The organism is Rubrivivax gelatinosus, assembly GCF_004340905.1.
GTDB classification, from domain to species: domain Bacteria; phylum Pseudomonadota; class Gammaproteobacteria; order Burkholderiales; family Burkholderiaceae_C; genus Rubrivivax; species Rubrivivax gelatinosus.
In genome coordinates this window covers 100,590-119,805 of record NZ_SLXD01000001.1, presented here as the reverse complement: position 1 = coordinate 119,805, position 19,216 = coordinate 100,590, and the positions used below count along the sequence as shown (strand labels likewise).

Here is a 19,216-nt window from a genome sequence, read left to right as displayed (position 1 = left end):
CCGTTTTTCGTTTCAGCCCGCGATGAAGGCGCGCAGCCGCGCCAGCGCCTCGTCGGGCCGGTCGCGCCAGGTGCCGTGGCCGGCGCCGTCGATGACCGTGTACTCGACCAGCGCCGGCGGCAGCGCGGCGGCGATGTCCTCGGCGTCGGCGACCGGGCACACCGGGTCGTGCGAGCCGGCGAGCACCAGCACCGGGCAGCGCGCGGCGGCGAGGCCGGCGCGCAGGTCCATCGCCGCGTGTTCGGCCTCGTTCCAGCCGAACAGGATCTCCGGGCGGAAGAGGCCGCGTTGGCCGGCGTCCGGGTCGGCCGGGCGCGTCGTGTTGTAGAGGTGGCGGCAGTGCACCTCGTAGGCCGCCCAGGTGGCGGCGTCGGGGCGCGTCCAGAAGGCTTCGGCGGCGTCGCGCGCCGCGGCGCCGCCCAGGCGCTCGAACATCGCCAGCTTGCGCGCCAGCTCGAACCGCGGCGCGGTGCTCGACAGGATGACCTTGGCCGCATGGCCCGGGTGGCGCGCGATGTAGCGCTGGGCGACGAAGCCGCCGAAGGACTGGCCGAGCACGATCGGGCGTTCGACGCCGAGCGCGTCGCACAGCCGCACGACGTCGTCGGCGAAGGTGTCCAGCGTCCATTCCTCGGCCGGGCGCGGGTCGCTGCGGCCGTGGCCGCGGTGGTCGACGTAGACGATCTGCACCAGGTCCGCCAGGCGCGAGAACAGCGGCTTGAAGCTCGCGTGGTCGAAGCCGGGGCCGCCGTGCAGCAGCAGCAGCGTCGGCTTCTCGCGCAGCGTGGGGCCGTCGGGCACGAAGCCCGGGCCTTCGACGTCGACGAACAGGCGCACGCCGGGCTGGATCTCGATTCGCATCTCGGTGGGGAAGAAGGGGCAGGGCGGCGTCAGCGCGCCGCGTTCGTGATGCCGGCGGCGACGTGGCCCGCGGGCACGTGGCCGGCCGCGTGTTCGACGTGCCGGGTCTGGTCGTCGAAGAAGAAGTCGGGTTCGAACTGGCGCAGGAACTCGCCCTTGGGCAGGCCGCCGAGGAACATCGCCTCGTCGACCTCCAGCTGCCAGGCCATCAGCGTGCGGATCGCACGCTCGTGCGCCGGCGCGCTGCGCGCGGTGACCAGCGCGGTGCGCACGTGCATGCCGCTGGCCGCGGCACGCTGCAGCCGGTGCAGCGCTTCGAGCAGCGGCTTGAACGGCCCCGGCGGCAGCGGCGTCGTGCTGCGCGCCACTTCATGGGCATGGAACGCGGCCAGGCCGCCTTCCTGCTGGTAGACGCGTTCGGCCTCGTCGGAGAACAGCACGGCGTCGCCGTCGAAGGCGATGCGCAGCTCGTCGGGGTGGGTCTCGGCGGCGTGCCGGCTGTGCGTGGCCACACGCGCCGCGGCGACGCCGGCGTCCAGCGCCGCGCGCACGTCGTCCTCGTTGGTCGACAGGAACAGGTTGGCCTTCAGCGGCCCGAGGTAGCGCCAGGGCGGCCGGCCGCGCGAGAACATGCCGCGTTCGATCGGCAGGCCGTAGTGCTGGGCCGAGCGGAAGACGCGCATGCCCGAGACCGGGTCGTTGCGCGAGAGCACGACGACGTCGACGCGCGGCGCGCCGGCGTTGAAGGCGAGCAGCTTGCGCACCAGCGAGAACGCGACGCCGGGGCGCGCCGGCACGTCCAGGCGCTCGAGCTGCAGCTGCATGTAGTCGCGGTCGTCGCCGCCGGCCTCGAAGACCTGGTTCTCTTCCTCGAAGTCGAACAGCGCGCGCGAGGAGATCGCGACGACGAGGCGGGCGTCGGGCGCGGCCGGCGCGAGGGCGGCGGTTTCGTCCATCGCGGTCGATGATACGGGGAGGCTGTCACGCGGCGACGGCACAATCGGCCGCGTCTGCCTGACTGCGGCGCCTGCCGTTCCCGAGATGAAGCTCCTGCTGCAACGTGGCGCGATCCTCGTGTCGACCCTGGTCGCTTCGGCCGCGATGGCGGCCCCGCCGCATGAACACGGCGTCGCCCGGCTCGACGTCGCCGTCGAGCCCGGCCGCGTGACGCTGATGCTGGAGATGCCGCTGGACACGCTGGTCGGTTTCGAGCGTGCGCCGCGCAACGACGCCGAACGCGCCGCGGCGCGCACCGCGCTCGCCAGGCTGGCCGACGCCGCGAAGCTGTGGCGCCCCGACCCGGCCGCCGGCTGCGGCCCGGCCCAGGTCGACATCGAGGGCGGCCCGCTGGAGCCCGGCCATCAGCACGGCAACGACCACGACCACGCCCACGGCGAGGAAGGCCACGCCGACGCCGACGCCAGCTACACGCTGGAGTGCGCCGCCGCCGAACGCGCCGGCTTCGTCGACACCGGGCTGCTGGAGAGCTTCCCGCGGCTGCGCATCGTGCACGTGCAGGTCGCGACGCCCAAGGGCCAGTGGAAGGCGATGCTGAGCCGGCCGGCGACGCAGCTGAAGCTGGTGCGGTGAACGCGGCGATCTCGATCCGCGGCCTGCGTTACCGCTGGCCGCGTGCCACCGTGCCGACGCTGGCGATCGAGGCCTGGGACGTCGAAGCCGGCGAGGCGGTCTTCCTGCACGGCCCCAGCGGCGGCGGCAAGAGCACGCTGCTCGGCCTGCTGGCCGGCGTGCTGCTGGCAGGCGAGGGCCGCGTCGAGGTGCTGGGCCAGGACTGGGCGGCGCTCGCCGCCGGCCGCCGCGACGCTTTCCGCGCCGACCACGTCGGCTACGTCTTCCAGCAGTTCAACCTGCTGCCCTACCTGAGCGTGCTGGACAACGTGCGTCTGCCGGGCCGCTTCTCGGCGCGGCGCCGCGGCCGCACGGCTGCTGGCGACGCCGAGGCGCTGCTCGACCGTGTCGGCCTGCCGCACGAGGCCTGGGCGCGGCCGGCGGCCGAACTCTCGGTCGGCCAGCAGCAGCGTGTGGCCGCGGCGCGTGCGCTGATCGGCCGCCCGGAGCTCGTCATCTGCGACGAGCCGACCTCGGCGCTGGACGCGCCCTTGCGCGACGCCTTCCTCGACCTGCTGCTGGCCGCGGTGCACGAGGCCGGCAGCACGCTGGTCTTCGTCAGCCACGACGAACGCCTGGCCGGGCGTTTCGACCGCCGCGTCGCGCTGGCCGAGCTGAACGGAGGCGCACGATGACGCCGCTCGTCGGCCTGGCCGCACGCAGCGCCTGGGCACGGCGTGGCACGCTGGTGCTCGTCGCCTTGTCGATCGCGCTGTCGACGGCGCTGCTGCTCACGCTGGAGCGGCTGCGCGAGGACGTGCGTGCCAGCTTCTCGCAGGCCGTCAGCGGCACCGACCTCGTCGTCGGCGCGCGCACCGGGCCGGTGCAGCTGATGCTCTACGCCGTGTTCCGCCTCGGCGGCGCGACGAACGACATCTCGATGGCCAGCGTCGACGCGCTCGCGCGCCACCCGGCGGTGGCCTGGGTCGTGCCGATCGCGCTCGGCGACTCGCACCGCGGCTTCCCGGTGGTCGGCACCAGCACCGGCTACTTCGAGCACTTCCGCCACGGCGACGGCCGCGCGCTGGTGCTGGCCGAAGGCCGCGCCTTCAGCGGCACGCTCGACGGGCTCTACGAAGCGGTGCTCGGCGCCGAGGTCGCCGAGCGCCTGGGCTACCGCGTCGGCCAGCGCATCGTGCTGGCGCACGGCGCCGGCGGCGAGCTCGGCGCCGAACACGCCGACAAACCCTTCACCGTCGTCGGCATCCTGGCGTCCACCGGCACGCCGGTGGACCGCAGCGTGCACGTCGGCCTGCCCGCCATCGAGGCCCTCCACCTCGACTGGGCCGGGGGCGCGCCGATGCCGGGCGTGACGATCGCCGCCGAGCAGGCGCGCAAGTTCGACCTCACGCCCCAACGCGCGACGGCGGCCTTCGTCGGGCTGAAGAACCGCGTCGCGGTGTTTCGCGTGCAGCGCTGGGTCGCCGGCTACGAGGCCGAGCCGCTGCTGGCGGTGCTGCCGGGCGTGGCGCTCGACGAACTCTGGGAGGTCGTCGGCGTTGGCGAACGTTCGCTGCTGGCGGTGTCGGCGCTGGTCGCCGTCGTCAGCCTGGCCGGGCTGGTGGCGGTGGTGCTGGCCGGGCTGGCCGAACGCCGGCGCGAGCTGGCGGTGCTGCGCGCCGTCGGCGCCGGGCCACGCCACGTGCTCGCGCTGCTGGCCGCCGAAGCCGCGCTGGTGACGCTGGCCGGCGCCGCCGCCGGCGTGCTGGCGGCGGCGGCCTGCATCCTGCTTGCGGGGCCCTGGGCGCAGCAGCAGCTGGGCGTGGCGCTGTCGCATGGCGCGCCCACCCTGACGCAATGGGCCTGGCTGGGTGCGGTGCTGGTCGCCGGTATGCTCGCCGGCCTGGTGCCGGGCTGGCGCGCCTACCGGCTGTCGCTGGCCGACGGGCTGAGCCCGCGCTGACCTCGAAGGACACGACATGCACAGACTCCTGGCCGCCGCGGCGGCCGCGGCCCTGATCGGCACGGCCGGCGCCCAGCCGGCGGCCGGCGTGCCGGCCTCGCAGCCGGCGCTGGCCGGTGCCGCGCCGGCCAAGGCCACGCCCGGCGCGCCGCGCACCATCCGCTGGGACGAGCTGGTGCCCCGGGACTGGGACCCAATGAAGGAGTTCAAGGACCTGAACCTCGCCGGCCTGGCCGACGGTGACCCGCGCGCCAACAAGCTGCTCGAGCGCATGCGCGAGGTCTGGGACGCCGCGCCGGCCAACCCGGCGATCGTCGGCCAGGCGGTGCGCCTGCCGGGCTTCGTCGTGCCGCTGGAGGAGACGAAGCAGGGCCTGAAGGAGTTCCTGCTGGTGCCGTACTTCGGCGCCTGCATCCACAGCCCGCCGCCGCCGGCCAACCAGATCGTTCACGTGCTGGCGGCGCGCCCGGTGGCGTTCAAGTCGATGGACACGGTCTGGGTCAGCGGCACGCTGGCCACCGTGCGCGGCGACACGTACATGGGCGCCAGCAGCTACCGCATCGACGGCGCTGCCGTCGAGCGCTACACGGAGAAGGCACGTTGAAGACCGCCGACGTCACCCGCACCAGCTTCGCGGTGCTGTTCCTGGCCGCGCTGATCTGCGGCTCGCTGTGGATCCTCAAGCCCTTCGTCGGCCCGGCGATCTGGGCGACGATGGTCGTCGTCGCCACCTGGCCGGTGATGCTGCGCGTGCAGGCCGCGCTGGGTGGCCGGCGCGGCGCGGCGGTGGCGGTGATGACGCTGCTGCTGGTGCTGCTGTTCGCGGTGCCGCTGGCGCTGTCGATCGCGACCCTGGTCGAGAACGCCGACCGCATCGTGCAGACCGCACGCGACCTGGCCACCTGGCGGCCCTCGCGCGAGGCGCCCGCCTGGCTGCTGGCGCTGCCGGTCGTCGGCGGCAAGCTGGCCCTGGCCTGGGAGCAGGCGGTGGCCGCCGGCATCGAAGGCCTGATCGCGCGCATGCAGCCTTATGCCGGCGGCTTCACGCGCTGGTTCGTCGGCGAGATCGGCGACTTCGGCAGCGTCGCGCTGCAGTTCGCGCTGACGGTGGTCATCGCTGCGGTGATGTACGCCCAAGGCGAGGTCTTCGGCACCCAGGTGCGCGCCTTCGCCGGCCGGCTGGCCGGCGAGCGCGGTGTCGGCGCGGTGACGCTGGCCGCCGACGCGATCCGCGGCGTCGCGCTGGGCGTCGGCGTCACGGCGGTGGTGCAGGCGGTGCTCGGCGGTGTCGGCCTGGCGCTGGCCGGCGTGCCGCTGGCCGGGCTGCTGACGGCGCTGATGTTCATGCTCTGCATCGCCCAGATCGGCGCGCTGCCGGTGCTGCTGCCGGCCGCCGGCTGGGTGCTCTACGGCGGCGAGATCGGCTGGGGCGTGTTCCTGCTCGTCTGGTCGGTGATCGTCGGCACGCTGGACAACTTCCTGCGCCCGGTGCTGATCCGCCTGGGCGCCGACCTGCCGCTGCTGCTGATCTTCGCCGGCGTCATCGGCGGGCTGCTGGCCTTCGGCCTGGTCGGCATCTTCGTCGGTCCGGTGGTGCTGGCCGTGGCCTTCACGCTGCTGGAGAGCTGGATCGAGGAAGGCGGCCCGCCGGCCGACGGCCTGCCGCCCGCGGCACCTTAAGGCGTGCCGATGAACAGGTAGGCGTTGGACGCGCCGTCGCGGCTGCGGCCGGCCCCGATGTAGACCGCGCCGATCGGCGTCTCGCCGCCGAGGTAGGCGGTGGCCGAGTCCAGCCAGCCGCTGCGCTGGGTCTCGGTGTAGAGCAGGCCCAGGCGCGCACGCTCCCAGGCGATGCCGAAGCGCATGTCCCCGCGCAGCCCCAGCGGCAGGCGGCCGACGATGCGCTCGGCGCGCAGCTGGGCGTAGCGCATGTCGTCGCCGCGCAGCTGGCCCGAGGCGTAGGCCGACATGTTCAGGAAGCCGCCCAGCGTCGCCGCGTCCCAGACCGGCAGCGCGCCGCGGGTCGAGCCGGTCCAGGTCGCACGCGAGCCCAGCACCCAGTCGCCGTAGCTCCAGGCCATGCGGGCGTCGGCTTCCAGGCGGTTGTAGTCGCGCTTGCTCGACGAGAACCAGGCCACGCGTGCGGCCCAGCCGGCGGTCGGGAAGTGCAGCCGGTCAAGCTGGTCCAGGTCCAGCGCCGCGGTCCAGCCGTCCAGCGGCTGGCGGAAGCTGGGCAGCGAGGCGTCGCCGGTGTCCACGCGCGGGCGCAGCTCGCCTTGGCGCCAGCCGATGCGGGCCTGGCCGAAGAGCCCGAGGTTGGCACCCAGCTGCAGCTCGACGCTGTCGCGCGAGACCTGGTACTCGGCGATGCGCTGGTCGTCCTCGAAGACGTCGGCGCGCTCGCGGCGGTAGCCGGCGTCGAACTGGGCGAACCAGAACTGCGTCGATTCCAGCGGCTGGTACAGCGACAGCGCCGCGGCGCTGACGTTGCCGATCTCGGCCTCCAGCAGCGCCTCGCCGCCCAGCGTGTTCAGCCAGGTCTTCTGGTAGCCGGCACGCAGCGAGTAGGTCGAGCCCTGGCTGATGTTGGAGTCGAAGTTCAGTCCCAGGCGCACGTAGTCCGGGCCCCAGGGCTTCTCGATCGGCGTGATGCGCAGCACGCGCTTGCCGCGCTGCGTCAGCAGCGTGTAGTCCACGCCCTGGTAGTAGCCGTCGCCGTAGGCGCGCACCAGGTCGCGGTTCAGCGCCTCGGCGTCCAGCGGCTGACCCTCGCGCTGCGACAGGTGGCGACGCAGCGCCTCGGCGCCCACGCGCTGCAGCCCGGCGATCTCGATCTCGTCGACGCGGTCGACGTCGGGCCGATGGTCCTCCAGCCGGCGCCGCCAGGCCGCGTACTGCTCGGCCGGCACCGCCAGGCGCTGCAGCGCCGGGGTCAGCGCCTCGGCGGCGGCGCGGCCACGGTCGGCGGCCTCGGCGCTGCGGTCGAAGTCGGCAGCCGTGATGCCGCTCAGGTCCGGCTTCACGTAGATGTCCTCGTCCTTCAGCGTCGCCAGCGACTGCGCGACGTTCTGCTCGGTCAGGATGGCGACCATCTGCGCCGTCAGCGACAGCACGCCGGTCACCTCCTCGGCCTTGAGCAGCGGCGAACCGACGTTGACGGCGATGACGACCTCGGCGCCGCAGCGCTCGCGCACCTCGCCCACCGGCAGGTTGTCGACGATGCCGCCGTCGACGAGGCGGCGGCCGTCCAGGTCCAGCGGCAGCAGCAGGCCGGGCACCGCCATCGACGCACGCATGGCCTGCGTCAGGCTGCCCGAGCGCAGCACGACACGCTCGCCGCTGCCGATGTCGGTGGCGACCATCGACAGCGGCAGCGGCAGCCTGCCCATGTCGCGCTCGCCGGCCTGCGCGCGCACGAGCTGGTTGAAGAACAGCTTGATCTTCTGCCCCGTGACGACGCCCTGCGCGCCGATCAGCCCGGCCGTGCCGATGCCGCTCTCGGTGCCCGACAGGAAGCGGCGCTCGATCTGCTTGTTGCGGAAGTTCAGCTCCGCGTACTCGGGGTTGTCCTGGAACATGTCGTTCCAGTCGGCGCGGCCGAGCTCCTGGCGCATGGTCTGCGGCGCGACGCCGGCCACCCAGGCGCCGGCGACCAGCGCGCCCATGCTGGTGCCGGCGACGCAGTCCACCGGCACGTGCAGCCGGTCCAGCACCTCCAGCACGCCGACGTGGGCCGCACCGCGCGCGCCGCCGCCGCTGAGCACCAGCCCGACCTTGGGGCGTGGCGGGGCGTCGGCGGCCTGCAGCGCGGGCGGCAGCGCGAGCAGCAGGCAGGCGAGGGCGGCGAGTCGGCGCGAAGTCGGCTTCATGCGCGACATTCTCCCGTTAGCCGACCGATGACGACGGCCCCGCCTTCAAGCCGGAGCGCCGCGCTTCCGATAGCAGACGGAGATGCCGGGATGCCTTCTCGCCTGCCTGGCCGCGTCGCTGCGGCCGACGTCGCCCGTGGCGCGGGTCGCGGCGTGCCTGCGGCGCCTGGTGCTGGGGCTGCTGCTGGCCGCCGGCTCCGCGTCGGCGGCGGTGCCCTGGCTGGTGCTCGGTCCCGAGCGCCAGGAGATCGACGCCTGGCCGCGTTTGACGGTGCTGGCCGACCCCGGGGGCCGGCTCGACGTCGAGCAGGTGCTGTTGCGCCGCGGCGAGTTCAGGCCGCCGGCCGGCAAACGCGCCAACCTCGGGCTCAACGATGGCGCCGTCTGGCTGCGGCTGCAGCTGGAGGTGCCCGCGACCGACGACGGCCGCTGGCTGCTGGACCTGGACTACCCGCCGCTGGACCGCGTCGACGCCTACGTCGTCTCCGACGGGCTGGTCGTGCGCCACGCGCTGATGGGCGACTCGATGCCTTTCGTGCAGCGGCCGCTGCCCACGCGGCCGCATGCGCTGCTGCTGATCCTGGAGCGCGGGCTGGAGCACGAACTGCTGCTGCGCGTGCAGACCACGAGCGCGATGCTGCTGCCGGTGCGCCTGATGAAACCGGGCGCCTTCTACGCCGAGGAGTCGCGGCTGCAGATGCTGCAGGGCCTGGCCGCCGGCATCAGCCTGTGCCTGGTGGCCTTCGCGCTGGTGCGCGCGGTGGGCCGCCGCGAGCTGGTCTACCTGCACTACGCGTTGTCGACCGTCGGCTCGGGCCTGTTCCTGTTCTCGTTCGCCGGCCTGGGCGCGCAGCACCTGTGGACGGCGAGCGCGTGGTTCAACGACCTCGCCCCGCTGCTGTCGGTGCTCGTCGGGCTGGCCGGTGCGCTGTGGCTCGTCGACGGGCTCTTCCAGGCCCACGTGCTGTCGCCGCCGCTGGCCACCGCGACGCGGCTCGCCGGCGGCCTCGCGGCGACGACGGCCCTGCTGCTCGCGGCCGGCGTGCTGGGCTACCAGCAGGCGCAGTTCGTCGCCAGCGTGCTGGGGCCGCTGCCGATGATCGTCGCGCTGCCGCTGGCGGCACGGCGCTGGCGCGCCGGCGACCGCGCCGCGCCCTACGTGATCCTGGGCTGGGGCGCCAGCGCCGCCGGTGCCACCGTGCTGGCGCTGCTGCTGCACGGCTGGCTGGACCTCGAGGGCTGGACCCGGCACGCCTACCAGGTCGGCGCGCTGGCGCAGGCGCTGGCCTGGTTGCGTGTGCTCGACCTGCGCGACGTCGAGCAGCGCGAGCGTGCCGAACACGCCGAGCGCGAGCGCCTGCGGCTGCAGGCACTCGCGCACAGCGATGCGCTGACCGGCCTGCCGAACCGGCGTGGCCTGGAACAGGCGCTGGACGCAGCGCTGGCGCGGGCCGACGACGAGCGCCCGCTCGCCGTCTTCATCGCCGACCTCGACGGCTTCAAGGCCGTCAACGACGAACACGGGCACGCGGCCGGCGACCTGCTGCTGGCGCTCGTCGCCCAGCGCCTGCGCGCCGCGCTGCGTCAGGACGACCTCGTCGCGCGCCTGGGCGGCGACGAGTTCGTCGTGCTCGCCGACGGCCTGGGCGACGCCCAGGCCGCCAGGCAGTTCGGCGAGCGCCTGGTGGACGCCTTCGCCGCACCCTTCGACTGCGACGGCCGACGCTGCGTGATCGGCCTGACCGTCGGTTTCGCGGTCGCGCCGCAGGACGGGCGCGACGCCGTCGTGCTGCTGCGCCGTGCCGACGCGGCGATGTACGCCGGCAAGCAGGCCGGCAAGGGCCGCGTGCAGGGCGTTCAGGGGCCGGCCATGGCCGTCTGATCTACTGCAGGAAGCCGATGCCGCCGCGCCGCGCGCCGCTGCCGGGCAGGTCGGCGAGTTCGATCGCCTCGCGCCCGGCCAGGCGGGCGTTGCCGAAACCGGTCATCCAGGCGCGGCGCATCTCGCGCGGCGCCATCTGCGCCATGCGTTCGAGCACCGCCTCGCCGGGCTGCTCGTCGAAACGCCGGCCCCAGTCGTGGCGTTCGCGCAGGCCGCGGTACAGGCGCAGCGCGATCGAGCGTGCGGCGTCGAGGTCGGGCGCCTGGACCTCGAAGACGTTCATCCGGTTGAGGATGGGCTCGGGGATCGTGCGCTCGTCGTTGGCGGTGGCCACCCAGATCACCTGGCTGGCGTCGATCGCGACCTCGGCGAACTCGTCGGTGAACTGGCGCGCGGTGTCGTGTTCCAGCAGGCTGTAGAGCGCGCCCAGCGGGTCGTAGGCGTGTTCGCCGCGGGCCTTGTCGATCTCGTCGACGACCATCACCGGGTTGGCGTACTGGCCCTCGACCAGGGTCTCGAAGACCTTGCCGGGGCGTGCGCCCTTCCACTGGCTGGACGCGCCCGACAGCACCCAGCCGGCGGTGAGCGAGCTCATCGACACGAAACCCAGCCCGGTGCCCAGCAGCTGCGCGACCTCGCGCGCGAAATGCGTCTTGCCGATGCCCGGCGGCCCCAGCAGCAGCATCGGCGTGATCTCCAGCGCGTCGCGGCTGTCCTGGCACAGCGCGAGCTGGCGCTTCACGTCGTCGAGCACCTCGGCGAAGTTGGGCAGTTCGTCGTACAGGTGCTCCATCGCCGGCAGCCCCGAAGGTTTGACCTGGAAGCGCTCGCCGCCCTTCTCGATCATGCGTTCGTAGGTGCTGCGCAGCGTTTCGTGCTCGCGCGGCGGCAGCCGGGTCAGGCGCTGTTCGACCTCGTCGGACCGGTAGACGCTGCGCAGCTGCGCGATCGGGATGCGGCCGCGAGCGGCCACCACCGGAACCAGATCATGAGATTCCGACATGCACACCTCCAGGGACCAGGACACGCTTGACATCATTCAAGCATCGGCGGCCGCTCGGCAAGCCCGGAACCGTGCGGCAAAACCCGGCTTGATGTCGGCGTCTTAGCAAGAGCCGCGCCCGTTGCCGCCGTCACGATGCCGACATCGTCACGTCAAGACGCTGAAACTGACATCGCCGAGCATGTCGCGACGGCCCACCCCGGGCCCCTCGGAGACGACGATGCACGCAGCCACCGCCGCCGCCCACGGCTGGACGCCGACCGAAGACCGCGCCCGCCCGGAACCCCCGGCCGCGGGGGTCTGCCATCGCAGCGAGGCCTTTGCCGAAGACCTGCGCGAGCCGCAGCTGCCCCGGACCGCACTGCGGCGCGGCTGGCGTGTGCTCGGTCACGCTCGCGGGCTTCAGTCCGGAGCGCGCGGCGTCGACTAATCCGGGTGACGCCCGGAGTTCCCGCGGGCGCATTCCGGAGGAAACCCGCATGCTGCAACGCCTATCGATCGGCCGCCGGATGGCCGTCGTTCTTGCCGCCATCCTGACGCTGTCGCTCGTCTCGGCCATCGCCTCGGTCCTGATGCTGCGCACGCTGCAGGTCGAACTCGACACCATGCTGAACAAACGCCTGGTCGTCGAGCGAGCCAGCGCCGCCTGGCTGCTGCGCATCAACGCCGGCGCGCAGCGCGCCTCGGCGATCGCCAAGAGCAGCGATCCGAGCCTCGTCGAGTACTTCGCCGCCGTCTCCAAGCAGTCGAGCAAGGAAAGCGGCGAACTGCAGAAGAAGATCGGCGACTCGCTCGACAGCGACGAGGAACGTGCGCTCTTCGATCAGATCGGCGAGGCGCGCAAGCAGTACCTGGCGGCACGCGACGACGTCAGCGGGCTGAAGAAAGCCGGCGACGAAGCCGGCGCCGCGAAGGTCTTCGCCGAACGTTTCGAGCCGGTGACGGCCGTCTTCATCACCACCGTCCAGAAGCTGCTGGACCTCCAGCAGGCCAACCTGGACGCCGCGGCGGCGCGGGTCGAGGCGCTGCGCACGCGTACCGTGCAGGTGCTCGTCGGCTCCAGCCTGGTCGGGCTGCTGCTCGGCGCCTTTCTCGCCTGGCGGCTGACGCAGAGCATCGTGCGCCCGGTGGTCGAGGCCGAGCGCGCGGCCGAGGCGATCGCCGCGATGGACCTGTCGGGCACGGCGCGCAGCCACTACCCGAACGACGAGACCGGGCGCCTGCTGCGTGCGGTGGACTCGATGCGCGAGGCGCTGCGGCGCACGGTGCAGCAGGTGCGCGGCGCGGCCGACGGCATCGCCACCGCGAGCGAGCAGATCGCCACCGGCAACCAGGACCTGAGCCAGCGCACCGAGCACACGGCGTCCAACCTGCAGCAGACCGCCAGCGCCATGGAGCAGCTGACGGGCACGGTGAAGTCCAGTGCCGACTCGGCCGCGCAGGCCAACCAGCTCGCCGGCTCGGCGGCCGACGTGGCGCGCCGCGGCGGCCAGGTGGTGGGCCAGGTGGTGGCGACGATGGACGAGATCAGCACCAGCTCGCACCGCATTGCCGACATCATCGGCACCATCGACGGCATCGCCTTCCAGACCAACATCCTGGCGCTCAATGCCGCCGTCGAGGCCGCGCGTGCGGGCGAACAGGGGCGCGGCTTCGCGGTCGTGGCCGGCGAGGTGCGCACGCTGGCGCAGCGCAGCGCCGAGGCGGCCCGTGAGATCAAGGCGCTGATCGGCACCAGCGTCGAGAAGGTCGAGTCGGGTGCGCGCCTGGTGGGCGAGGCGGGCAGCACGATGAACGAGATCGTGGCCAGCGTGCAGCGCGTGACGGACATCATCGGCGAGATCAGCGCCGCGTCGCACGAGCAGAGCCAGGGCATCGCCCAGGTCAACGGCTCGGTCAACGAACTCGACCAGATGACGCAGCAGAACGCGGCGCTGGTGGAGGAGGCGACGGCCGCCGCCGGCAGCCTGCGCCAGCAGGCCGGGCAGCTCGCCGAGCTGGTGTCGACCTTCCGCCTCGGGCGCGAGGCGATGGCCTGAGGGCCGTGACGGAAGCCGCGGCGGCGGCATATGTCGTGACATCCGTCACGGATCGCGGCTTTACGCAGATCAAGCGCTCAACTCCGGCGCCCCGCATGTCGACCTGATGGGAAGAAGCCCGGCACCTGACCGGGCAGCCTCCCACGCCGTCATGCTCCAACGTCTTTCGATCGGCCGCCGCATGGCGGCCGTTCTCTCGGCCATCCTGGCGCTTTCCCTGGTCTCCGCCGTCGCCTCCGTGCTGATGCTGCGCACGCTGCAGGGCGAACTCGAGGACATGCTCGGCCACCGTCTGCAGGTCGAGCGCATGAGCGCCGAATGGCTGCAGCGCCTGAACGTCGGCGTGCAGCGTGCCGCAGCCATCGCCAAGAGCAGCGACCCGACGCTGGCCGACTACTTCGCGCCCATCAACGCCGAGACTTCCAAGGGCTCGGCCGAGCTGCAAAAGCGTGTCGATCAGGCGCTGACGCTGCCCGAGGAACGCGCGGTGTTCGAGCGCATCGGCACGGCGCGCAAGAACTACCTCGCGGCGCGCGACGCGGTCAGCGAAGCCAAGAAGTCGGGCGACCCCGACGCCGCCGAGCGCGCCTACGCCGGGCAGTTCGAGCCCGCGTCCAAGGCCTACGTCGCCGCCGTGCAGGCGCTGGTCGAACTGCAGCAGTCCAGCCTGGACGAGGCCGCCCAGCGCGCCGAGGCGCTGCGCACGCGCACGGTGCAGGTGCAGATCGGCGCCAGCATCGTCGGCCTGCTGCTGGGCGTGCTGCTGGCCTGGCGGCTGACGCTGAGCATCGTGCGCCCGGTCGTCGAGGCCGAGCGTGCCGCCGAGGCGGTGGCGGCGATGGACCTGTCGGGCCAGGCGCGCCGCGACTACCCGCGCGACGAGCTCGGCCGCCTGCTGCGTGCCATCGACACGATGCGCGAGGCGCTGCGCAGCACGGTGCAGCAGGTGCGTGGCGCGGCCGACGGCATCGCCACGGCCAGCGCCCAGATCGCCACCGGCAACCAGGACCTGAGCCAGCGCACCGAACACACGGCGTCCAACCTGCAGCAGACCGCGGCGGCGATGGAGCAGCTGACCGGCACCGTCAAGTCCAGCGCCGACGCCGCCACCCAGGCCAACCAGCTGGCGGTGGCTGCGGCCGACGTCGCGCGCCGCGGCGGCGAAGTCGTCGGCCAGGTGGTGACGACGATGGACGAGATCAGCGCCAGCTCGCGCCGCATCGCCGACATCATCGGCACCATCGACGGCATCGCCTTCCAGACCAACATCCTGGCGCTCAACGCCGCCGTCGAGGCGGCGCGTGCGGGTGAACAGGGCCGCGGCTTCGCGGTCGTCGCCGGCGAGGTGCGATCACTCGCGCAGCGTGCGGCCGAGGCGGCACGCGAGATCAAGGCGCTGATCGGCGCCAGCGTCGACAAGGTGGAGTCGGGCACGCGCCTGGTGGCCGAGGCCGGCCAGACGATGGGCGACATCGTTGCCAACGCGCGCCGCGTGACGGACATCATCGCCGAGATCAGCGCCGCGTCGATCGAGCAGAGCCAGGGCATCCACCAGGTCAACGGCTCGGTCAACGAACTCGACCAGATGACGCAGCAGAACGCGGCGCTGGTGGAGGAAGCCACGGCCGCCGCCGGCAGCCTGCGCCAGCAGGCCGGGCAGCTCGCCGAGCTGGTGTCGACCTTCCGCCTCGGCCACGAGACGGGGGCTGTCCCGACGTGATCTGAGCCTCGGATCGCGGTCTTGCGCTGGGCCAGCGCTCAACTCCACAGGCCCGAATTCGACGTGGAGGACATCCGCCCGGCATCGGCCCGGGCCAGTCCGAAGCTGTCAAAAATGTTTTCAAGTCTGTCGATCGGCCGCCGCATGACGGCTGTTCTTGCGGCCATCCTGGCGCTTTCGCTGGTCTCCGCCGTGGCCTCCGTGCTGATGCTGCGCACGCTGCAGGGCGAGCTGGACGACATGCTCGCCCACCGCCTGCGCGTCGAGCGTTCGAGCGCCGCCTGGCTGCTGCTGATCAACGCCGCCGTGCAGCGCTCGGCGGCCATCGCCAAGAGCAGCGACGCCGGCCTGGTGACCTACTTCGCCGCGACGTCGGCGCGCTCGACCCAGGAGGCCTCGGCGCTGCAGAAGTCCGTCGGCGAGGCGCTGCAGACGCCCGAGGAGCACGCGCTGTACGAGGAGATCGGTGGCGCGCGCAAGGCCTATCTCGCGGCGCGCGAAGAGATCTCCGCGCTGAAGAAGGCCGGTGACGCCGATGGCGCCGACCGGGCCTTCGGCGAGCGCTTCGAGGGTGCCGCCGGGAAGTACGTGGCCAAGGTCCAGGCGCTGCTCGCGCTGCAGCAGGCGCAGCTGGATGCCGCCGCCGCGCGCGTCGAGGCGCTGCGCGCACGCACGGTGCAGGCGCTCGTCGGCTCCAGCGTCTTCGCCCTGCTGCTCGGTGTCTTCCTGGCGCGGCGGCTGACGCTGAGCATCGTGCGTCCGGTCGTCGAGGCCGAGAAAGCCGCCGAGGCGATCGCCGCGATGGACCTCTCGGGCACGGCCCGCAGCCACTACCCGAACGACGAGACCGGCCGCCTGCTGCGCGCCATCGACACGATGCGCGAGGCGCTGCGCAGCACGGTGCAGCAGGTGCGTGGCGCGGCCGACGGCATCGCCACGGCCAGCGCCCAGATCGCCACCGGCAACCAGGACCTGAGCCAGCGCACCGAACACACGGCGTCCAACCTGCAGCAGACCGCGGCGGCGATGGAGCAGCTGACCGGCACCGTCAAGTCCAGCGCCGACGCCGCCACCCAGGCCAACCAGCTGGCGGTGGCTGCGGCCGACGTCGCGCGCCGCGGCGGCGAGGTCGTCGGCCAGGTGGTGACGACGATGGACGAGATCAGCGCCAGCTCGCGCCGCATCGCCGACATCATCGGCACCATCGACGGCATCGCCTTCCAGACCAACATCCTGGCGCTCAACGCCGCCGTCGAGGCGGCGCGTGCGGGTGAACAGGGCCGCGGCTTCGCGGTCGTCGCCGGCGAGGTGCGATCGCTTGCCCAGCGTGCGGCCGAGGCCGCACGCGAGATCAAGGCGCTGATCGGCGCCAGCGTCGACAAGGTGGAGTCGGGCACGCGCCTGGCGGCCGAGGCCGGCCAGACCATGGGCGACATCGTTGCCAACGCGCGCCGCGTGACGGACATCATCGCCGAGATCAGCGCCGCGTCGATCGAGCAGAGCCAGGGCATCCACCAGGTCAACGGCGCGGTCGGCGAACTCGACCAGATGACGCAGCAGAACGCGGCGCTGGTGGAGGAAGCCACGGCCGCCGCCGGCAGCCTGCGCCAGCAGGCCGGGCAGCTCGCCGAGCTGGTGTCGACCTTCAGGCTGGGCCAGGAGGCCCGGGTCTGATCAGCGCACCCAGCTGTTGAGCTGGATGATCGGCAGCATCACCGCCAGCACGATCATCATCACGACGCCGCCCATCGCGACGATCAACAGCGGCTCGAGCACGGTGGCCACGGCCATCGCGCGGCGCTGGACCTCGGCTGCGAGCTGGGTGGCGGCACGCTGCAGCATCACCGGCAGCTGGCCGGTCTGTTCGCCCAGGCGCGCGAACATCGCCAGCAGGCCGGGGAAACGTTTCTTGGCCGCCAGCGCCGCGGCCAGCGGCGCGCCTTCGCGCACCTGCACCAGCGCGTCGAGCGCGTCGGCGCGCATCGCGCGGTTGCCCAGCGTCTCGGCGGCGGCCTGCAGCGCCTTCAGGATCGGCACGCCGGCGCCGGCCAGCATCGCCAGCGTGCCGGCGAAACGCGCCGCGTTGTAGCCGCGCGAGAGCCGGCCGACCAGCGGCAGGCGCAGGAAGGCGGCGTCGCTGCGCTCGCGAAATCCCGCGCTGCGCCGTGCGAACACGAAGGCCGAGACGGCCGCGATGACGCCCAGCACCACCGCCCAGCCCCAGTGGCGCACGAAGTCGCTGATCGCCATCATCACCACCGTCAGCATCGGCAGCGACTGCTTGGTGTTGCTGAACACCGTCGCCACCTGCGGCACGACGTAGGTGACGAGGAAGGTCACGATGACCAGCGCGATCGCCGAGACGATCGCCGGATAGAGCATCGCGCCGAGCAGCTTGCTGCGCAGCGCCTGGCGGTCTTCCAGGTCCTGCGCCAGCCGTTCGAGCACCGCGCCGAGCGCGCCGCTCTGCTCGCCGGCGGCGACGACCGCGCGGTAGACCTCGTCGAACTCGCGCGGCGCCGTGCCCAGCGCGCGGGCGAACGGGCTGCCGGCGTTGACCTCGCTCCTCAGGTGCACCAGCAGCTCGCGCTGGCGCTGGTCCTCGGCTTCGTCGGCCAGCGCGGTGAGCGCACGCTCCAGCGGCAGGCCCGAGCCGACCAGCCCGGCGAGCTGGCGCGTCCAGACCGCCAGCCCGGTGGCGTTGTAGACCCGGCGCGAGAAACGCGCCGCGTTCGTGCCTTCGGCGGCCGGCGCGCCGACCGGCGCCACCGACAGCGGCACCAGGTTGCGGGCGCGGATCTGCGCGCGCGCGGCGCGGGCGTTGTCGGCGTCGAGCAGGCCGCTCTGGGCCTTGCCGGCGGCGTCCAGTGCCTCGAAGCGGTAGGCCGGCATCAGTCTCTCGTCACGCGGATGACTTCCTCGGCCGAGGTCAGGCCCTCGGCGATCAGGCGCTCGCCGTCCTCGCGCATCGAGCACAGGCCGTTGGCGCGTGCGGCGGCGGCGAGGTCCTGCTCGGAGCCGCGTTCGTGGATCAGCGTCTGCACCGCCTCGTCGACGACCATCAGCTCGTACACCCCGGTGCGGCCCTTGTAGCCGGTGTGGCTGCACGCCGGGCAGCCGACCGGGTGCCAGCGGCCTTCGCCGTCCTGGCGCTTGCACGCCGGGCAGAGCTTGCGCACCAGGCGCTGGGCCAGCGCGCCGAGCAGGCTCGACGACAGCAGATAGGGCTCGACACCCATGTCGATCAGCCGCGTGACCGAGGAGGGCGCGTCGTTGGTGTGGATCGTCGCCAGCACCAGGTGGCCGGTGAGCGAGGCCTGGATCGCGATCTGCGCGGTCTCGTAGTCGCGGATCTCGCCGATCATGATGACGTCCGGGTCCTGGCGCAGGATGGCGCGCAGCGCCTTCGCGAACGTCAGGTCGATCTTCGGGTTGACCTGGGTCTGGCCGATGCCGGGCAGCTCGTACTCGACCGGGTCCTCGACCGTCAGCACGTTGGTCGTCGCGGTGTCCACCCGGCCCAGCGAGGCGTACAGCGTCGTCGTCTTGCCGCTGCCGGTGGGGCCGGTGACGAGCACGATGCCGTGCGGCTGCTGGATCAGGCGCTCGAAACGCGCCAGCACCTCGCCGTCCATGCCCAGGCCCTCGAGCGTGAACTTCGATTCGGCCTTGTCCAGCAGGCGCAGCACCGCGCGTTCGCCGTGCGCCGAGGGCAGCGTCGAGACCCGCACGTCGATCGCCCGGCCGCCGATGCGCAAGCTGATGCGGCCGTCCTGCGGCAGGCGCTTCTCGGCGATGTCGAGCTCGGCCATGATCTTCAGCCGGCTGATCAGCGCCGCGTGCAGCGCCTTGTTCGGCTGCACCACCTCGCGCAGCGTGCCGTCGACGCGGAAGCGCACGCTGGAGCTGCGTTCGTAGGGCTCGATGTGGATGTCGCTCGCGCCGTCCTTGGCGGCCTGCGTCAGCAGCGCGTTGAGCATGCGGATGATCGGCGCGTCGTCGGCGGCTTCGAGCAGGTCCTCGACCGCCGGCAGCTCCTGCATCATGCGCGACAGGTCGACGCCGCTCTCGACCTCGCCGATCACGGCCGCGGCGCTGCTCTCGCCGCCGGCATAGGCCGCGGCGATGCGCTGGGCCAGCGTCGCGCTCGGTTCGTGCTCGAAGGCGCTGACGTCGAACAGCCGCGTGACCTCGGCCAGCGCCGCCGGCGGTGTGCTCTCGCCGGCCCACAGCACGAGCTGGCCGTCGTCTTCCAGCAGCAGCGTGTTCGCCTTGGCGAACGCGTAGGGCAGCGGGTGTCGGGTGGCCAT

Annotated in this window: 16 protein-coding genes; 10 read left to right on the top strand and 6 right to left on the bottom strand. The window is 72.9% G+C overall.

Going from position 1 to position 19,216, the window contains the following annotated elements:
- Positions 1–12 precede the first annotated feature (12 nt).
- Together EV684_RS00565 and EV684_RS00560 are read right to left on the bottom strand one after the other, a co-directional pair.
- Positions 13–861, bottom strand: coding sequence for an alpha/beta fold hydrolase (locus tag EV684_RS00565; protein WP_132644262.1), 849 nt, complete (start codon positions 859–861; stop codon positions 13–15).
- Between the two features lie 29 nt (positions 862–890).
- On the bottom strand, positions 891–1,817 hold the full coding sequence (locus tag EV684_RS00560) for a 5'-nucleotidase (RefSeq protein WP_132644261.1): 927 nt from the start codon (positions 1,815–1,817) through the stop codon (positions 891–893).
- 85 nt (positions 1,818–1,902) lie between these two features.
- Between EV684_RS00560 and EV684_RS00555 the strand changes: the two genes are divergently transcribed.
- Genes EV684_RS00555 through ydiK form a run of 5 tightly spaced genes read left to right on the top strand, consistent with a single transcriptional unit; the run spans position 1,903 to position 6,073 of the window.
- Entirely contained in the window at positions 1,903–2,451 is a 549-nt protein-coding gene (locus EV684_RS00555; RefSeq protein WP_132644260.1) for a ZrgA family zinc uptake protein, read from the top strand.
- Positions 2,448–3,125, top strand: a complete 678-nt coding sequence (locus EV684_RS00550) for an ABC transporter ATP-binding protein (RefSeq protein ID WP_132644259.1) — start codon at positions 2,448–2,450, stop codon at positions 3,123–3,125. Before EV684_RS00555 ends, EV684_RS00550 begins: the two co-directional genes overlap by 4 nt.
- Positions 3,122–4,393 carry an ABC transporter permease gene (locus EV684_RS00545; protein ID WP_132644258.1) on the top strand — a complete coding sequence of 424 codons (1,272 nt, stop codon included), beginning with the start codon at positions 3,122–3,124 and terminating at the stop codon, positions 4,391–4,393. Before EV684_RS00550 ends, EV684_RS00545 begins: the two co-directional genes overlap by 4 nt.
- A 16-nt stretch (positions 4,394–4,409) precedes the next feature.
- On the top strand, positions 4,410–4,997 hold the full coding sequence (locus EV684_RS00540) for a DUF3299 domain-containing protein (RefSeq protein ID WP_132644257.1): 588 nt from the start codon (positions 4,410–4,412) through the stop codon (positions 4,995–4,997).
- Complete coding sequence (gene ydiK, locus EV684_RS00535; protein WP_132644256.1) at positions 4,994–6,073, top strand: AI-2E family transporter YdiK; 1,080 nt, start codon at positions 4,994–4,996, stop codon at positions 6,071–6,073. The genes EV684_RS00540 and ydiK overlap by 4 nt, the downstream gene beginning before the upstream one ends.
- Here the strand turns inward: ydiK and EV684_RS00530 are convergent.
- Positions 6,070–8,262: a patatin-like phospholipase family protein gene (locus EV684_RS00530; RefSeq protein ID WP_242478434.1), complete on the bottom strand. Its 2,193-nt coding sequence runs from the start codon at positions 8,260–8,262 to the stop codon at positions 6,070–6,072. The two genes, ydiK and EV684_RS00530, sit on opposite strands and share 4 nt — an antisense overlap.
- Positions 8,263–8,344: 82 nt before the next feature.
- Here EV684_RS00530 and EV684_RS00525 point away from each other — a divergent pair, with 82 nt between their 5' ends.
- Entirely contained in the window at positions 8,345–10,144 is a 1,800-nt protein-coding gene (locus EV684_RS00525; protein WP_132644254.1) for a diguanylate cyclase, read from the top strand.
- A 1-nt stretch (position 10,145) separates the two neighbouring features.
- Here the strand turns inward: EV684_RS00525 and EV684_RS00520 are convergent, their stop codons facing one another.
- Entirely contained in the window at positions 10,146–11,147 is a 1,002-nt protein-coding gene (locus tag EV684_RS00520) for an AAA family ATPase (protein ID WP_132644253.1), read from the bottom strand.
- 220 nt (positions 11,148–11,367) lie between these two features.
- On the opposite strand from EV684_RS00520, the gene EV684_RS00515 reads away from it, so the two are divergent.
- From EV684_RS00515 to EV684_RS00500, 4 genes are all read left to right on the top strand, one after another.
- Positions 11,368–11,577 (top strand): hypothetical protein, encoded by a 210-nt coding sequence (locus tag EV684_RS00515; RefSeq protein ID WP_132644252.1) that lies wholly within the window; start codon positions 11,368–11,370, stop codon positions 11,575–11,577.
- Between the two features lie 49 nt (positions 11,578–11,626).
- Complete coding sequence (locus EV684_RS00510) at positions 11,627–13,186, top strand: methyl-accepting chemotaxis protein (protein WP_132644251.1); 1,560 nt, start codon at positions 11,627–11,629, stop codon at positions 13,184–13,186.
- 151 nt (positions 13,187–13,337) lie between these two features.
- Positions 13,338–14,906, top strand: a complete 1,569-nt coding sequence (locus EV684_RS00505) for a methyl-accepting chemotaxis protein (protein ID WP_132644250.1) — start codon at positions 13,338–13,340, stop codon at positions 14,904–14,906.
- Between the two features lie 114 nt (positions 14,907–15,020).
- Positions 15,021–16,580, top strand: coding sequence for a methyl-accepting chemotaxis protein (locus EV684_RS00500; RefSeq protein ID WP_132644249.1), 1,560 nt, complete (start codon positions 15,021–15,023; stop codon positions 16,578–16,580).
- Here EV684_RS00500 and gspF read toward each other — a convergent pair whose 3' ends face one another.
- Together gspF and gspE are read right to left on the bottom strand one after the other, a co-directional pair.
- Positions 16,581–17,798 (bottom strand): type II secretion system inner membrane protein GspF, encoded by a 1,218-nt coding sequence (gene gspF, locus EV684_RS00495; RefSeq protein ID WP_132644248.1) that lies wholly within the window; start codon positions 17,796–17,798, stop codon positions 16,581–16,583.
- A complete protein-coding gene (gene gspE, locus EV684_RS00490) occupies positions 17,798–19,216 on the bottom strand; it encodes a type II secretion system ATPase GspE (RefSeq protein ID WP_132644247.1) in 1,419 nt (472 codons plus the stop codon). The genes gspF and gspE overlap by 1 nt, the downstream gene beginning before the upstream one ends.

What these genes read in the sequence shown, in the direction of transcription:
- EV684_RS00565 (WP_132644262.1), bottom strand. Translation starts at nt 861, where the DNA reads ATGCGAATCGAGATCCAGCCCGGCGTGCGCCTGTTCGTCGACGTCGAA.
- EV684_RS00560 (WP_132644261.1), bottom strand. Translation starts at nt 1,817, where the DNA reads ATGGACGAAACCGCCGCCCTCGCGCCGGCCGCGCCCGACGCCCGCCTC.
- EV684_RS00555 (WP_132644260.1), top strand. Translation starts at nt 1,903, where the DNA reads ATGAAGCTCCTGCTGCAACGTGGCGCGATCCTCGTGTCGACCCTGGTC.
- EV684_RS00545 (WP_132644258.1), top strand. Translation starts at nt 3,122, where the DNA reads ATGACGCCGCTCGTCGGCCTGGCCGCACGCAGCGCCTGGGCACGGCGT.
- EV684_RS00540 (WP_132644257.1), top strand. Translation starts at nt 4,410, where the DNA reads ATGCACAGACTCCTGGCCGCCGCGGCGGCCGCGGCCCTGATCGGCACG.
- EV684_RS00530 (WP_242478434.1), bottom strand. Translation starts at nt 8,262, where the DNA reads ATGAAGCCGACTTCGCGCCGACTCGCCGCCCTCGCCTGCCTGCTGCTC.
- EV684_RS00525 (WP_132644254.1), top strand. Translation starts at nt 8,345, where the DNA reads ATGCCGGGATGCCTTCTCGCCTGCCTGGCCGCGTCGCTGCGGCCGACG.
- EV684_RS00520 (WP_132644253.1), bottom strand. Translation starts at nt 11,147, where the DNA reads ATGTCGGAATCTCATGATCTGGTTCCGGTGGTGGCCGCTCGCGGCCGC.
- EV684_RS00515 (WP_132644252.1), top strand. Translation starts at nt 11,368, where the DNA reads ATGCACGCAGCCACCGCCGCCGCCCACGGCTGGACGCCGACCGAAGAC.
- EV684_RS00510 (WP_132644251.1), top strand. Translation starts at nt 11,627, where the DNA reads ATGCTGCAACGCCTATCGATCGGCCGCCGGATGGCCGTCGTTCTTGCC.
- EV684_RS00505 (WP_132644250.1), top strand. Translation starts at nt 13,338, where the DNA reads ATGCTCCAACGTCTTTCGATCGGCCGCCGCATGGCGGCCGTTCTCTCG.
- EV684_RS00500 (WP_132644249.1), top strand. Translation starts at nt 15,021, where the DNA reads ATGTTTTCAAGTCTGTCGATCGGCCGCCGCATGACGGCTGTTCTTGCG.
- gspF (WP_132644248.1), bottom strand. Translation starts at nt 17,798, where the DNA reads ATGCCGGCCTACCGCTTCGAGGCACTGGACGCCGCCGGCAAGGCCCAG.
- gspE (WP_132644247.1), bottom strand. Translation starts at nt 19,216, where the DNA reads ATGGCCACCCGACACCCGCTGCCCTACGCGTTCGCCAAGGCGAACACG.